Annotated in this window: 13 protein-coding genes; 10 read left to right on the top strand and 3 right to left on the bottom strand. The window is 66.9% G+C overall.

Going from position 1 to position 14,602, the window contains the following annotated elements; genetic code table 11:
* The first annotated feature begins 5 nt into the window (after positions 1-5).
* Together AC6CIE_RS01595 and AC6CIE_RS01600 are read left to right on the top strand one after the other, a co-directional pair.
* Entirely contained in the window at positions 6-1,517 is a 1,512-nt protein-coding gene (locus AC6CIE_RS01595) for an ABC transporter permease (protein ID WP_498090880.1), read from the top strand.
* Positions 1,514-3,205 (top strand): dipeptide ABC transporter ATP-binding protein, encoded by a 1,692-nt coding sequence (locus AC6CIE_RS01600; RefSeq protein ID WP_495603270.1) that lies wholly within the window; start codon positions 1,514-1,516, stop codon positions 3,203-3,205. Before AC6CIE_RS01595 ends, AC6CIE_RS01600 begins: the two co-directional genes overlap by 4 nt.
* Before the next feature lie 94 nt (positions 3,206-3,299).
* Here the strand turns inward: AC6CIE_RS01600 and AC6CIE_RS01605 are convergent, their stop codons facing one another.
* The 3 genes from AC6CIE_RS01605 to AC6CIE_RS01615 all read right to left on the bottom strand — a co-directional run bounded on the left by AC6CIE_RS01605 (position 3,300) and on the right by AC6CIE_RS01615 (position 7,610).
* Positions 3,300-3,845, bottom strand: a complete 546-nt coding sequence (locus tag AC6CIE_RS01605; RefSeq protein WP_498090882.1) for a MarR family winged helix-turn-helix transcriptional regulator — start codon at positions 3,843-3,845, stop codon at positions 3,300-3,302.
* A 27-nt stretch (positions 3,846-3,872) separates the two neighbouring features.
* A complete protein-coding gene (locus AC6CIE_RS01610; RefSeq protein ID WP_498090884.1) occupies positions 3,873-5,579 on the bottom strand; it encodes a collagen-like triple helix repeat-containing protein in 1,707 nt (568 codons plus the stop codon).
* A 369-nt stretch (positions 5,580-5,948) separates the two neighbouring features.
* Positions 5,949-7,610, bottom strand: coding sequence for a ShlB/FhaC/HecB family hemolysin secretion/activation protein (locus tag AC6CIE_RS01615; RefSeq protein WP_498091544.1), 1,662 nt, complete (start codon positions 7,608-7,610; stop codon positions 5,949-5,951).
* Positions 7,611-8,157: 547 nt separating this feature from the next.
* On the opposite strand from AC6CIE_RS01615, the gene AC6CIE_RS01620 reads away from it, so the two are divergent.
* From AC6CIE_RS01620 to AC6CIE_RS01655, 8 genes are all read left to right on the top strand, one after another.
* The gene (locus tag AC6CIE_RS01620) at positions 8,158-8,988 is read left to right on the top strand and encodes an MHYT domain-containing protein (RefSeq protein WP_498090886.1); all 831 of its coding nucleotides are present in this window, start codon (positions 8,158-8,160) and stop codon (positions 8,986-8,988) included.
* Positions 8,989-9,109: 121 nt separating this feature from the next.
* Positions 9,110-9,322: a Flp family type IVb pilin gene (locus AC6CIE_RS01625; protein ID WP_056563247.1), complete on the top strand. Its 213-nt coding sequence runs from the start codon at positions 9,110-9,112 to the stop codon at positions 9,320-9,322.
* A gap of 133 nt (positions 9,323-9,455) precedes the next feature.
* Positions 9,456-9,977 (top strand): A24 family peptidase, encoded by a 522-nt coding sequence (locus AC6CIE_RS01630; protein WP_498090888.1) that lies wholly within the window; start codon positions 9,456-9,458, stop codon positions 9,975-9,977.
* Complete coding sequence (locus AC6CIE_RS01635; protein ID WP_286936078.1) at positions 9,923-10,384, top strand: TadE/TadG family type IV pilus assembly protein; 462 nt, start codon at positions 9,923-9,925, stop codon at positions 10,382-10,384. Before AC6CIE_RS01630 ends, AC6CIE_RS01635 begins: the two co-directional genes overlap by 55 nt.
* 1 nt (position 10,385) lies before the next feature.
* Positions 10,386-10,877 (top strand): TadE/TadG family type IV pilus assembly protein, encoded by a 492-nt coding sequence (locus tag AC6CIE_RS01640; RefSeq protein WP_498090890.1) that lies wholly within the window; start codon positions 10,386-10,388, stop codon positions 10,875-10,877.
* A complete protein-coding gene (gene cpaB, locus AC6CIE_RS01645) occupies positions 10,874-11,848 on the top strand; it encodes a Flp pilus assembly protein CpaB (RefSeq protein WP_286936076.1) in 975 nt (324 codons plus the stop codon). Before AC6CIE_RS01640 ends, cpaB begins: the two co-directional genes overlap by 4 nt.
* 64 nt (positions 11,849-11,912) lie before the next feature.
* Positions 11,913-13,274 (top strand): type II and III secretion system protein family protein, encoded by a 1,362-nt coding sequence (locus tag AC6CIE_RS01650; protein WP_175138059.1) that lies wholly within the window; start codon positions 11,913-11,915, stop codon positions 13,272-13,274.
* Positions 13,271-14,587 carry a pilus assembly protein CpaE gene (locus AC6CIE_RS01655; RefSeq protein WP_175123677.1) on the top strand — a complete coding sequence of 439 codons (1,317 nt, stop codon included), beginning with the start codon at positions 13,271-13,273 and terminating at the stop codon, positions 14,585-14,587. Before AC6CIE_RS01650 ends, AC6CIE_RS01655 begins: the two co-directional genes overlap by 4 nt.
* The last annotated feature ends 15 nt before the right edge of the window (positions 14,588-14,602 follow it).

Consider the following 14,602-nt stretch of genomic DNA (forward strand, 5'->3'; position numbering starts at 1 on the left):
CCGCCATGCCCAAGTTCGTCTTTCTCTGGACCGATATCGCGCTGTGGCTGATGGTGGCAGGCGCGCTGGCCTACGTCTGGCACGTGCGCCGCAGTCCCAACCTGCGCGCCACCTGGGCGCGTGTCGCGCGCGATACGCCCGCCATGTGTTCGGCCGTCATCCTGGTTGCCTTTTCGGTGGTCGGCCTGCTGGATTCCGTCCACTACCGTCCGCTGCTGCCGCCCGCACCGGGCGCCGCCGCCGACGCCCCGCCGGTCTATGCGCCCGCGGTGCGGTCCGCGCTGGACGGCCTGTTGGCCGGCACCGTGCTCACGCGCCCCGAAAAAACCTATTCCGAGCCGCTGGCCGCGCATCAGTTCACCAAAGAGACCATGCTGGTCGACGATAAGCCGGTGCGCGATTTTCCGCGGCTGCGCGGGGCGGCGCTGCACCTGACCGATCCCGAGAAAGAGCGCGGCGGCGATATCGCGATGCGGCTGGGGTGGGGACTGGCCGCGGGGCTGGCCGTTGCGTTGGCCGGCGCGGTCCTGCTGTTTGCCTGCCTGACGCGCGCCACCGGATCGGCGTCCCATGCCGCCGAGGGATTGCTGGCCGGCCGCGCCGACATTCCCTGGCGCGCCATGACGATCACCTTCGCCCTGTTGTGCCTGACGGTGGGGGCGCTGGCGGGGCTGTCCACCGGCTATCACGCGCTGGGCACCGACCGCATCGGCAACGACGTGCTGTGGCAGGCGCTGAAAAGCATCCGCACCGCGCTCGTCATCGGCAGCCTCACCACGCTGGCGATGCTGCCGCCGGCGATCATTTTCGGCATCGCGGCCGGGTACTTCAAGGGCAAGGTCGACGACGCCATCCAGTACCTGTACACCACCATCACCTCGATTCCCGGCGTGCTGCTGGTGGCCGCCTGCGCGCTGATGATGCAGGTGTACATCGACAACCATTCCGACCTCTTCGACACCTCGGCGGCACGCGCCGACCTGCGGCTGTTCCTGTTGTGCATGATCCTGGGCCTGACCGGTTGGGCCGGGCTGTGCCGCCTGCTGCGCGCCGAAACGCTCAAGCTGCGCGAGCTGGAATACGTGCAGGCCGCGCGCGCCTTCGGCGTGTCGCACTGGCGCATCATGACGCGCCACCTGCTGCCCAACGTGGCGCACCTGGTGCTGATCACCGTGGTGCTGGAATTCTCGGGTCTGGTGCTTTACGAGGCCGTGCTGTCCTACCTGGGCATCGGCGTGGATCCCAGCATGAATTCCTTCGGCTCGATGATCGACGGCGCGCGGCTGGAAATGTCGCGTGATCCCATGATCTGGTGGAACCTGATGACCGCTTTCCTCTTCATGCTGGCGCTGGTGTTGGCCGCCAATCTGTTCGCGGACGCGGTGCGCGACGCCTTCGACCCGCGCACGCGGCGCTACAAGCCCAGCCGCCTGGCGCGCCTGGGCTTTCTTGGCCGCCGTCCGGAAGCCATGCTGGCGGCGGACGGCCGCGCCTCCAAGACCGGAGAGGCGCCATGAGCTACGACACTCCCTTGCTGACCGTAGACGGCCTGGACGTCGACGTCGCGGGCGAAAGCGGCATGACGCATGCGGTCAAGCGCCTGCAACTGGCGATCTCGCAGCGCGAGACCTTCGCGCTGGTGGGCGAATCGGGCTGCGGCAAGAGCATGACCGCGCTGGCGCTGTTGCGGCTGCTGCCGGACGCCGGACGCATCGTGGGCGGGCAGATCGACCTGGACGGCGAAGACCTGAACCGCCTGCCGGAAAGCGCCATGCGCGGCGTGCGCGGCGGGCGCATCGGCATCATCTTCCAGGAACCGTCCACCAGCCTGAACCCGGTCATGCGCGTGGGCGACCAGATCATCGAGACGCTGACCGCGCACACGCCGCTGCGCGGGGCCGCAGCGCGCGCGCGGGCCATCGACTGGCTGCGCCGGGTCGGCATTCCCGATCCCGACCGCCGCATCGACGACTATCCGTTCCAGTTTTCCGGTGGCCAGAAGCAGCGCGTCATGATCGCCATCGCGCTGGCGGCCGAGCCCGTGCTGCTGATCGCCGACGAGCCGACCACCGCGCTGGACGTGACGGTGCAGGCGCAGGTGCTGGACCTTCTGGCCAGCATCCAGCAGGAAATGGGCATGGCCGTCCTGCTGATCACGCACGACCTGGCCGTGGTCAAGAACGTGGCGCATCACGTCGCCTTGATGCGCAGCGGCGAGATCGTCGAGAGCGCCAGCGCCGAGGAATTCTTCCGCGCGCCGCGCCATCCGTATGCCAAGCAGCTCTTCGAAGCGATCCCCACCTTCGATAAGCGTGGCGTGCCGCTGACCGAACAGGGACGTGCCGTGGCCGCGCAGCAGCGTCAGCAGGCCGGGCCGGATCGCACGGCAGGCGTGGTGCTGGATGTGCAGGATCTGAAAGTCCATTACCCGGTACGCAAGGGGCCGCTGCGCCGCATCGTGTCGTGGGTCAAGGCCGTGGACGGTGTGACCTTCACGCTGCGCGCGGGGGAAACGCTGGCGCTGCTGGGCGAATCCGGCTGCGGCAAGACCACCACCGGCAAGGCCTTGCTGCGGCTGATCGACGGCGCGCGCATCTCGGGCCGCGCGATGCTGCAAGGCCAGGACCTGCTGACGGCCGACCGCCGCCAGCTGCAGCGGCTGCGGCAGGACATCCAGATCGTGTTCCAGGACCCGTACGCCTCGCTGGATCCGCGCATGCGCATCGGCGAGATCCTGGACGAGGGGCTGGCGTCGCTCAAGCGCGGCATGAGCCGGCAGGACCGCGAAAAGCACGCCGCGCAGCTCATCGAGCGCGTCGGGCTGCCCGCCAACACGCTGACGCGCTATCCGCATGAATTCTCGGGCGGACAGCGCCAGCGCATCGCCATTGCGCGCGCGCTGGCGGTCGAACCCAAGGTGCTGATCTGCGACGAGCCCACGTCGGCGCTGGATGTGTCGGTACAGGCGCAGATTCTGGATCTGCTGCGCGAATTGCAGGCCGATCTGGGCATCGCGTATCTCTTCATCACCCACAACTTCGGCGTGGTCGAATACCTGGCGGACCGCATCGCGGTGATGGACAAGGGCCGCATCGTCGAGCTGGGTCAGGCCGAATCGGTCTTGCTGGCGCCGCGCCAGGAAGTCACGCGCCGGCTGCTGGCCGCGGTGCCGCGTCTGCATTTCGGGCCGCCTGACGCGGATTGATCCGTCTAATGCCGCGTGAATGGGTTGAAGCCGGATCCGGCCGATGTGGCCGGATCCGGTTGAAGCGGCAGCAGGGTTTAGGCCCTGCCGCCGCCTACCCAGGCTGATGCGCGCTGCCCGCCTCCAGCCAGTCCAGCGTGTCTCGCTTCACGCCGCGGCCGCAACGCGTCAGGAACCCGTGCACGGCCTCCAGGTCCGCGGTGTCGTAGTTGCAGGACGCCATCGCGATGGTTTCGGCGATCCACTGCCGCTCCTGCGCGAGCACCCGGCACTGCGCCTCGACCGGCCGGATCACGATGATCCGGCGGTCAAGCGGGTGGCGGCCGCGTTCCACATAGCCGGCCGCTTCCAGCCGGTTGATGAGCGCGGTGGCGCCACCCGAACTGATGCCCATCAACCGCGCCAGATGCCCCGTGGGCAGGGCATCGAACGCCATGACCAGCTCCAGGGCCTTCAGGTCCGCCACCGTCGTGCCCAGCTTCTCGGCCAAGGCCGATTGGCAGGCGGTGTTGTAGGCGGCAAACTGCCGGCCGAGCAGCAGGCCGATCTCGTCCAGCATCCCGGACCGCCGGCTGCTCTTTGATGGCTCGACCATGCCGGTCATGGGCTCGTGGTGATGGTAGGTCTGTTGTTGCAGCATGATGTGGTTTCCTGGCGATTAGGGGGATTATTTCTTGCCGGCCAAGCCGCCGAGCAACCCGCCGAGCAAGCCGCCGTTGGGCGCACCGCCCGTCGTGCCACCTGTCGTGGCGCCCGTCACCCCCACCAGCAGACCGCCGAGCAGGCCGCCGTTGGCTGCGCCACCCGTCGTTCCGCCCGATCCTCCCGAGCTGGCCGGCGCGCCGGTGGTGACACCTGCGCCCGCGCCAGCGCCCGCACCCGCCGCGACGTTCACGCCACCCAGCAGCCCGCCCAGCAGGCCGCCGCCGTTCGTGCCGGCCGAGGCGCCTGCACCAGCCGAGGCGCCCGCACCGGCGGTGGCGCCGGCGCCACCGGTCAGTCCGCCGGTCACCCCACCCAGCAGCCCGCCGCCAGCCGCGCCGCCCGCCGCGCCATTCAGGGCGCCCGTCACACCGCCCAGCAGTCCCGTCACGGGCGCCAGCAAGCCACCCGCGCCATTGGCGTCGCCGGTCACGCCGCCCAGGCCTCCCGTCAGCGACGCAACCGCGCCCGTGGCGTTGGCCAGCGTCGAGCCCAGCGGATTCGCGTTGCCCGGCGTGGCATGGACCAATCCGCCTGCACTGGCGACGGCCCCGCCCAGTCCTTGCAGCACGCCGTTCAAGCCGGGTGCAGCACCTGGCAACGAGCCGCCCAGATTCGTGACCGTGCCGCCCAGGCTGGTCAACAGGTTGGCGACCGGTGCGCCCAGCTTCGTCGTGTCGCCCACTTGCTGAGTCAGGCCCACGACGTTGGCGGCCAACGGGCTGGCGGTGGGGTCGAGCGCGCCGCCCACGCCTGCCAGTGTCGTCTGCAGGCCCAGCGGCAGCACGTTGTCGACAGTCTTGCCGACATTGCCCAGCGCGGGCTCGAGCAGCGGCGTGGTCGGGCCGTTGAGCACTCCGCCCGTCACGCCAGCCACGACCTGCGTAATCGGTTGCAGCAGACCGCCCTGGCCAGCCAGCGGGCCGGTCAGCGCGCCCACCGCGCCGGTGGCATTGCCCAGCACCGTCGTCAGGGGATTGGGATTGTTCGCGTCCGCATGCAGCAGGCCGCCCGTGCTGGCCACCGTCTTGCCCAGACCATCCACCAGCCCGCCCACGCCAACCGACAAGCCGCCGGGCAGGCCCGCGCCCTTGACGTCCGTGCCCAGGTCGCTGACCGCGCCTCCCACCTGCCTGACGATGCCGTCAAGGGGCTGGCCCAGGCCGGTCGTGGCGCCCACCTGCTGCGTCAGCCCGACCACGGTGTCCGCGACCGGCTTGATGGTGGGGTCCAGCGCCTTGCCCACGCCGCCAAGGGTCGAGTCCAGGTTCAGAGGCAGGGCGTTGTCGACTGCGCCGCCGGTGTTGCCCAGCGTCGTTTCCAGCACGCCGATGACGCGGGGCGGGTTGGTGCCGGGATCGGTGCCGCCACCGCCGGGATTGGTGCCGCCTCCCGGGTTGGTGCCACCACCGGGGTTGGTGCCCCCGCCGGGGTTCGTACCGCCGCCCGGGTTGGTGCCTCCCCCGGGGTTCGTTCCACCGCCGGGGTTCACGCCGGGATCCAGGCCGCCTCCGCCGGGGTTGGTCGGGATATCGGTTCCTGGGAGACCTGCGGTTTTCTTCCCGCTGCCGCCGTTTCCTCCGCAGGCGCTCAGTGCGCCTACAAGCGCGGTGGCCAGGACGGTGGCGGAGAGGACGCGATGGAGGCGGCGCTTTTCGGAATGGATCTGCATGACGAACTCCTTTGGCTGGAAGAATCGGGTCCTGAAACAACCCGGTACGCTTCCTGATGCACAAACCATGCCAAGATTTTTCAGATCCGACGCAAAACACCAGTTTGGGTAATGCTGTGCCGAAAAATCCCCTTTGTTATCAGGCCCATATCCAGAGCTTTAAGGGTTTTTCCCTGGTTCCTGATAATCGTTGTTTTGGGATGTCGGCGACCCTGCGACTGTTACGAAAAGCCGGTCATCGGCCGTAACGTTACGGCCGACGTTACGTCGGGCGTTACGTAACATCGGCGCCTTTTCCGAATTAAAAACGCCCGTCGAAACGGGCGTCTTTAAACCATTGCCACAACCGCGCGGGGCAGGGGTTGGCAGTTATAGTGCGTCCCAGAAGAGCGAATAGTTGGCGTTGAAACGCACGTCACGGTCGTTATTGACGGTGGCCGATCCCACCGGCTTGGCCACGTTGAAGTCGAAAAGATAATGCTTGTCGTCGGTGATCCGCACGCCCAGCGCTACGGATGACAGGTGCCGGTTATTCAGCGTCTGCAGGTCCTTGTTGTTGTACCAGGTGCGCGCGTAGTCGACCAAGGCGTAGGGCTGTACGCTGGAAAGGTATGTCCAGCCCACGCCGAAGCGGCGATTGATTTCGGCCGACACGCCGACGCCTTTGTCCCCGCTTTGCTCACCCTGCGGATAACCCATGGCAAACCGCCAGCTGCCAAAGGAGATCTGCTCGGAAGAGGGCAGGATATTGCTGGAATACTGCCCCGCGCCGGAGAACACAAGTCCGAACTGGTGGGGCAGCGCGAATGTCTGCCGGGCGTTCAGGTTGTAGCGCGTGAAGTCCAGGTCCAGCCGTGGCGTCGCGGAATAACCGTAGTTGGTCGAGATATCCTTTTTTGCGCCTGCGGCGTCAAACCCCTTGGCGGCCGTCAACGTGACGTCCGTCGCTTTGGTTTCTGAAACCTGGATATAACGCATCTCGGCTGTCGCGGCGCGCACCTGCGCGTCTTGCTGCAGCCACCGGTCGGATTCGCGGGCTTCGTAACGGTCTTTGGAATTGGCGGCATATACCCCCAATGTCCCGGTCAGCGAACGCCGGTTGTTCAACAGGAACGGATAACTGACGCCGACGCCGATACGATCGTTTTTGACTCGCCGATCAAAACCCAGCAGCTCGATCGCGTCGTCGTGCGGGCGCGCATCATAGTAATAACCGTCAACCTTGACCGACAGGCCATCTGCGCCGATCGGCACCCGGATTTCGCCGGACACGTATTTGACGTCATCGGTATTGAACGGCACTGCCGCAGTGAGCTTCACTTGCTCGCCCAATGGCGTCAGGCTATTGGTCGTGACATTCACTACGGGTTGCATGCCGGTGCCCAGGTCCGCAATGTCGCCGCTCAGGTTGACGGGCTGGCGGCTGGCCGTCAGCGACAATTCGGTGGCGCCGTCTGCGCGGCGGGGCAGATCCAGGCTGGGCGTGAACCTGACGCCTGGCACGGTACGCATGAGGTTCAGCTGGCGCTCTAGCGTGACCTGGCTGAGCGGCCGTTCCGCGAGCATCGGCGCGGCCAGTGTTTCAAGGCGGTCCTGCGCATTGCCGATGTCGCCGTCGATCCGAACATTGGCGATATAGCCTTCGACCACCGTCACGACGACCAGGCCGTTTGCGAACGTCTGGTTCTGCACCAGCGCAAATGACAGGGGATAGCCCTTGTCGCGGTAGAGCTGCGTGATCTTGTCCACCTGAGCGACCAGCTCACCCAGGCTGATTTCCTTGCCCGCCAGCGGGGCGAGTATTGCGGACACTTCCTCGAACGGAATGGCGCGCACCCCGGTGACGTCGAAGTTACGCGGCACGATCCGTTGCGCCAGCCGGGCCTGCAAGGCCAGTTGCTCCGGGGTGGCGGTCTGGACCACCGGCGGCGGCTGCCTTGCCGAGGGCGGACGTTCCAGCCTTGGCAGGGCGTCCACCGGATTGCCCCGTAACGGTCCCTCCGCGCGGGCGGGCGAGGCCGTTGCCATCATGCAAAACAGGGCCAGGGCCAACGGGCCGCCCTGAATTTTCACTCGTGTGCCTTTTTTATCTTTCATTTCTGCTTGCTCATGTGAAGGCCGAGCCGATAAAGATCGCGTGTCGAGTGGAATAGGGGGTTGCGTCACCAGTAATGGAAAGTTTCGATTAAGGCCGTTTATATGGTGCCAGTATTGTCTGAACAATGACAATGGATTTCAAACTGCGGTTGTACGACGTGCAATATGTCTTCCGCGCTCAATTGTCCCGATGTCCCCATTAATTCGTTGGTTGAAAGATAGGCGAGATTGGGGTGTTTTTTATACGATTCCCTCGAAGTTGGGAGTATCCGTTACAACTGGCGTGTCGCAACATTGCGAAATTCAGTGAAAACCCTGATGCGTATGATTTGGCAATATATAAACTGAGGTCACGTATCAAAAATACGCAAAATGTGTGGACCCTCCCGGAGATTCATATGGCTGGGAATTACTGCGAGATGCACTGCAATTACCTGCCGGCCGCACATAACCGCTGCCGGTCACCACACAAGGAGCTTTCATGAGCCCGGGCGACATCGTCCCGCTCTCCTTCGATAGCGGCCTGGTGGCGCTGTCGTTCCTGATCGCGGCCCTGGGCTCGTACGTCGCCCTGCTGGCGGCGGCGGGCATCCGCGCCGAAACGCAGGACGGCGAGATCCGCCTCGGCTATGTCGTCATCGGCGCGGTGGCGATGGGCGGCGTGGGTATCTGGAGCATGCATTTCATCGGCATGCTGGCGCAGAACCTGCCGTTTGAAGTCGGTTATCAGATGGGGCTGACCCTACTCAGCTTTCTGGTTGCCGCCGGGTTTTCCGGTTGGGCCTTCTGGTATGTCGGCCGCGACCGATTCACTTTTATCCGGTGCCTGATCGGCGGGTGCGCCGCAGGCTTCGGCGTCGCGTCCATGCATTATGTCGGTATGAGTGCCGCGCGCATGCCGGCGGTTCTGCTCTGGAATCTTCCCCTGGTGGTCTTGTCGGTGCTGATTGCCGTCATTGCGGCCACCGCCGCACTCTGGCTTGCATTCAATACGCAGAATGAACGCCAGCGCATCGGCGCCGCCATATTGATGGCCGTCGCGGTATGCGGCATGCATTACACGGGCGCGGCCGCCGGCGCGGTTATCTGCACCGCCGCCAATGACGCTGCCGGCGGGTATATCGGGGGCGCCATGCTGCCGTATATCGCATTCGCCTTGTCCATCATTACCTTGCTGCTCATGCGCTGGCATTTGCAGCGGGCTTCCCAACGCTTTCGCGCGCGCATGGCGCAGCGTATCGACTCGATCATTGAATCGGCGCCTGCTGAGGCGCCGCACAGATCTCCGGGCGCCTCACCTGGTCCGGGTTAGCAGGTCCCTGGATCCCCGTCGCGGCAGTGCAGTGGCGTGCGGGCGGTTCAGGATTTGAAGGGGCTGGTTCTGTTCACGCAACAACGGCCTCGGTCGTCAATCGATGCTCATGGAGCTTGTTATGAAAGCAACACTTGCGCAGTTCTGGAATGACGAAGACGGCATCACCGCCCTGGAGTACGGGCTGATCGCAGGCATGGTAGCGGTGGCCCTCATTGTGGCGGTGGGCGCCTTTACCGGTTCCTTGAAAGGCATGTTCGAGGACCTTGGCACCAAGCTGGACAACGCCAAGGCAGGTACCGGCACCACGCCGCCGGCTGGCGGCGCCGGCTGAGGCGCAAGCGGAATCGCGCTGCGGTGGTCGGGCCACCGCAGCGCGACGCCGCAACCCGGCCTCGTTTGGTTGATGGGGGCTGCGTCCGCCATGGCGCGCCTGTCGTGTTACCGGATTTTTGGAAGGTCTAGCCTTGTATCCAGGGGTGCTGCTGTGGTGGCTGTTGTTCACATGCTGGATTCTGGCGCTGATCCATGGCGATCTGCGTCATCGCCGCGTCCCCAACCGGCTGATCGTCGTGGGATTCGCGGCCCAATTGCTTTGGCTGCTGGCGGCCTTGCTGGCGCCCGGCTGGGCCTATCCGCCGCGATGGAGCGGAGGGCTGCCGACGCTGGCCGGATTTCTGACTGCGGCGCTTTTCCTGCCGCTGTGGCGCTGGCGTCTGATGGGGGCCGGCGATATCAAGGCCATCGCCGTGCTCGGATTGCTGCTGGGCTTTGCGCCGCTGATGGTCACTCTGGTGCTGGCCAGCGTGCTGGCCGGTCTGCACAGCTTGCTGTATCTGGCCGTGTCGGGCGTCTGGGCACTGAGCGACCGCGCGCGCCAGATTCCCTATGCCGCATATCTGGGCCTGGCCGCCTTCAGCGCGGCGCTTATTCCGTGGAATTCGCCCTGGTATTCGTGGTGTTCTTCCTGGTGTTCTACGGGATCCTGACGTATTCCCTGGTGGTCGCCGCGCAGCATTCCGTGACGCTCGCCGCGCAGGACGGCGCGCGCAAGATCCTGCAGTGGCAGCCGGGCACCGGGTCGCTCTCGGCGCGGGCGGGAGCGGGACGAGAATCGGCGCTGTCGCAGGCGGCGTGGATCAGCGCCATGTCCGCCGGACCCGTACAGGTTGCGGTCTGCGGCAGTGCGGGCGTCCTGACCAGCGCGGCCGGCGGCGCGTGCAGCGGCTTGCCGCTGGCGCAGGATCAGGTCGAAGTCAACGTGTCGTACGCGTACGGCGCCCATCCGCTCCTGCCGGCCGTGCCATTTTTGAACACGGCGCTGATGCCGGCTTCCAGCGTGCTGAGCGCCCGTGCCACGGTGCATCTGGGCGACGCCCTGGGCGGGGGTAGCTGACATGCGCGCGACGCCGAGAACCCTCAACCGCATCAAGACCCGCGCGCGCCAGCGCGGCATCGCGGCGCTGGAGTTTTCGCTGGCGCTCACGGTGCTGCTGCTCTTCATCTGCGGCGTGGTCGGATTCGGTGCGCTGTTCTGGATGCAGCAGCAATTGGCCGCCGCCGCCGCAGACGGCGCGCGCGCCGCCGTCCATGCGCGGTTCAGCGGCCAGTCCGACGTGCCGGCCATCGCCTGCGTGGCGGCAATGCGAACGTTTTCCGCCGGATCGGCGGCGCTGTGCAGTGCTACGCGCGCGCCGTGCGCGTGGAGCGGCGCAGGCGGGGCGCAGGCCGACTGCGCCACCGTCGCCATGACCTACAACACGCAGACCTGGCCGCTGCTGGAGACCGTGCGTGGCCTGGTCACCGCCTTGCCGGGCGCAAACCGCAACTGGATTCCAAGCAGGCTGCATTCGCAGGCTGTCGTGCAGATATCGCAGGGGACGCCATGAGCAGTCTGAGCAAGATCGTCGCGGGGTTGTTGCTGGTGGCGGGCGTCGCGCTTGCGTTCGTGGCCTGGCGTCTGGCGTCGGCGCCGCCGCGCCCGGCAGCCACCGTGGCGCCGGCGCCGGTGGCTGTTGCGCCGGCAGAGCCGGTCAAGCTGTATCCGGTGGTTGTGGCGCGCGAGGCGATCCCGGCCGGTTCACGCATCGACAGCGCACGCATGCTGACGGTGGTGCAGTGGCAGGCTGCGTTGTCCGGCGGATTTGCCGACGTCGCGCCGCTGGATGGCGCGGTGACAAGAGTGGACATTGCCGTGGGCGATCCGATCGTGCCCAGCCTGCTGACGCAGGGGCTGGCGCGCCAGCTCAAGGCGGGCGAGCGCGCCGTCGCCATCGCGGTGGACGAGGTTGTCGGCGGGGGCAACCGCATTGTCCCGGGCGACATGGTGGACGTGTTCTTCATGATCGAGAAAAGCCCCGAAGTCGCCTCGGGCCAGGCGCGCCTGTTGCAGTCGCAGGTGCGCGTGCTGGCCTATGGCCAGGCCACGGTGGAAGGACCGGACGAGAAGCCTGCCTTGCAGCAAGGCGGTCCTGGCCAGCCGGCGCGCACCGCGGTGCTGGCGGTGCCGGTGGATCGCGTGAACGAATTGATGCTGGCCAGCCGCGCGGGCCGTCTGCAGCTGGCCCTGCGGCCGGTGGGCGACGACAGCATGCCGGATGTGGCCCTGTTCGCCCCGCGCGGCACGGTGTTGCCGGTGCGGGCGGATCTGACGCCCGCGCAGCGCGAGTCGCTGCTGACGGGCCCGAACCGCGCCTTCGCGGGCGAAAGTTTGGTACAGCTCGATGGCAGCACGGCCGCCGCTCTGGCGCCCGCCGCGCGTGGTTCCGCAGCCCGGCCGGCAGCCCGGCCCCAAGGGACCGGCGGCGGCCGGACGGTGGAAATCATTCGAGGAGACAAATCCGAGCACGTGCGCTACTGAACGGGGCGGCGGGCGCACCAGGCGCGGCCCGCAGCCGAAGAATCCCATCATCAGATCCGGCACTATGAAGAAACTTCAGCGCACTACCATGATCTGCCTTCTGTCGGCCGCCGCGGCGATGACGCACGAGGGAATCAGCCTGGCACAAACCGCGGCCCCAGCGACCGGCGCAAACGCGCCGGCCCGCGATATTTCAATGGCGGTCAGAGAGCAGCAGACCGTCATGCTCGACCACGGCGCGCCGTCGCGCATCGCCATCGGCGATCCGGACGTGGCCGATGTAAAGGTGCTGCCCGCTACCGGCAACCGCGCGGGCGCCGTGCTGCTGTACGGCAAGAAGCCCGGCACCACGCGGCTGCAGGTCTGGACGGGCGGCAACGCCGCGCCGCAGGTCTGGACCGTGCGGGTCGGCAGCGGCGTGCAGGGCGCACTGGCCAGCCGTGGTTTGGGCGGCGGCGCCAACGTGGACATTGCGGACGGCCACGCGGTCGTGTCGGGCCACGCCGAATCGCCACTCGGGCAGATCGCCTCGGCCACCATGGCGGCCGCCGCCGTGGGCGGCGACAAGAATGTGGTGGACCTGTCCACCGCTGGCACGGGCGGGGTCGTGCAGGTGGAAGTGAAGGTGGTGGAAGTGTCGCGTTCGGTGATGAAGGCGGCCGGCATCAGCTTCACGGCCAGCAACGGCCCCTGGAGCGGCGGCAGCTCCACCATGCCCGCCAGCCTGGGCGGCGCGCTGGCGTCCGGGTTCTCGCTGTTCTATGACTCCAACAACTTTGCGGCGCGCCTGCGCCTCTTGCAGACCAACGGCATGGCGCGCGTATTGGCCGAACCGACGCTTGTCGCGCTGACAGGCCAGAGCGCCAGCTTCCTGGCGGGCGGCGAGCTGCCGATTCCACAAGCCGGCGGACTGGGAACCGTCAACGTAACCTTCAAGCCCTTCGGCATCGGCCTGACCGTCACGCCCACCGTGCTGTCGCGCGACCGCATCGCGCTGAAGGTGGCGCCCGAGGCCAGCGAGCTCGACTACACCAACGGCATCGCCATCAACACCAGCGAAGACACCAGCACCATCATTCCGGCGCTGCGCACACGGCGCGCCGACACGATGGTCGAACTGGGCGATGGCGAAAGCTTCGTGATCAGCGGCCTGGTGTCGCGCCAGACGAAAGCGATGGTCAACAAGGTGCCCATGCTGGGCGACCTGCCCATCATCGGCGCGTTCTTTCGCAGCGTCGATTATTCCCAGGAAGACACCGAACTGGTCATCGTCGTGACGCCGCGCCTGGTGCGCCCGATCGCGCGCGGCGTGGCCCTGCCGCTGCCGGGCGCGCGGCAGGAGCAGACCGACACGGCGTTCAATGCCTGGGGTTATTACCTGACCGGCCCGGCAAGCGGCCAACAGATGCCGGGATTCTCACGGTGACCAATATGAAGACACATGCCAGCGAAGGAGTGGGCCTGCAGAACGGCACGCGGTTCCTGTTTTGTTCTCAGGGCAGTGCGATCGCCGCGCAATTGGGAATGGCGTTGGGTGACCTGGGCGTGCTGACCCAGGAGTCGCCGCGCATCGAGGAACTGGCGCGGCGCCTGACCGAGCTGGCGCCGCAGGTGGTGTTCCTGGATTTCTCACTGAGCGACGACGAACCCGGCAAGCTGTTCAAGTCCGCCGAACTGGCGCGCCTTCTGGCGCGCATCGCGCCAACGCTGCCGCGCGTGGCGGTCGGCTACGTCAGCCAGCCGGAGGGCGCGATCGCCGCGCTGCGTGCGGGCGCGGTTGATTTCGTCGATCCGTCCGTGGCGCCGCAGGAAGTTCGGGAAGTGGTGCTGCGCGTGCTCGACCGGCCGTCGGGCGGGCGCACGGACGGCACGCGCCGCAGCGTCGTGCTGATGGGCGCGCGTCCCGGCGTGGGCACCAGCACCTTGTCCGTCCATCTGGCAGGCATGGTGCAGGACCGCCTGAAGCTGGCGCACAACCAGCGCGCCGCCAAGGCTTCCCAACCGCCGGGCGAGCCGCTGCCGTTGTCCAGCCGCGTGGCGCTGATGGACCTGGGCTGGCCCGTGGGCGATTGCCAGCTGTACCTGAACATCGGCGGCGACTTCGATTTTGCCGAGGCGGCGCGCAATCTGCGCCGCCTCGATTCCACGCTGCTCGGATCGGCGATGGCGCACACGGCCAATGGCCTGAGCGTGCTGTCGCTGCCGCGCGATCTGGGACAGATGCGCGAAGTGTCGCAGTCGGATTCGCTGCTGGTGTTTGAACGCATGCGTCAGCATTTCTCGGTGGTCGTGGCCGACGCGGGCGGCTTCACCAATGCCGAGTTCGTGTCGGGCCTGGCGCGCAACTCGCAGCTGAACTGGATCGTGACCGACCAGAGCGTGGGCGCGCTGGTGTCGCTGGCCGGGCTGTTGCAGGAACTGGAGCAACTACACGTGGACCGCTCCACCCTTGGCCTCATCGTCAACCGCTATGACGAGCGCTACGGCATGACGGCCAAGCAGATTTCTGAGCGCTTCAACCTGGAACTCGTGGGCACGCTGCCGGACCGCACGCTGCCGCTGATGGTGTGCACCAACCGCGGCCATCTGCTGCACGAAGAGGCCGAGCGCGACGTCTACGTGCGCGCGGTGCAGACGCTGGCCGAACGCCTGTGCGCCGAGGAAACCTCGCCCGGCGGGCACGCAAGCTGGCTGGCGACCTGGCTGCCCGGCGTGCATCGCCGCATGGTGATCGGCTGAAGGCCAACAGCGCCT

The sequence above is a fragment of the Achromobacter sp. GQ309 genome (genome assembly GCF_059759315.1).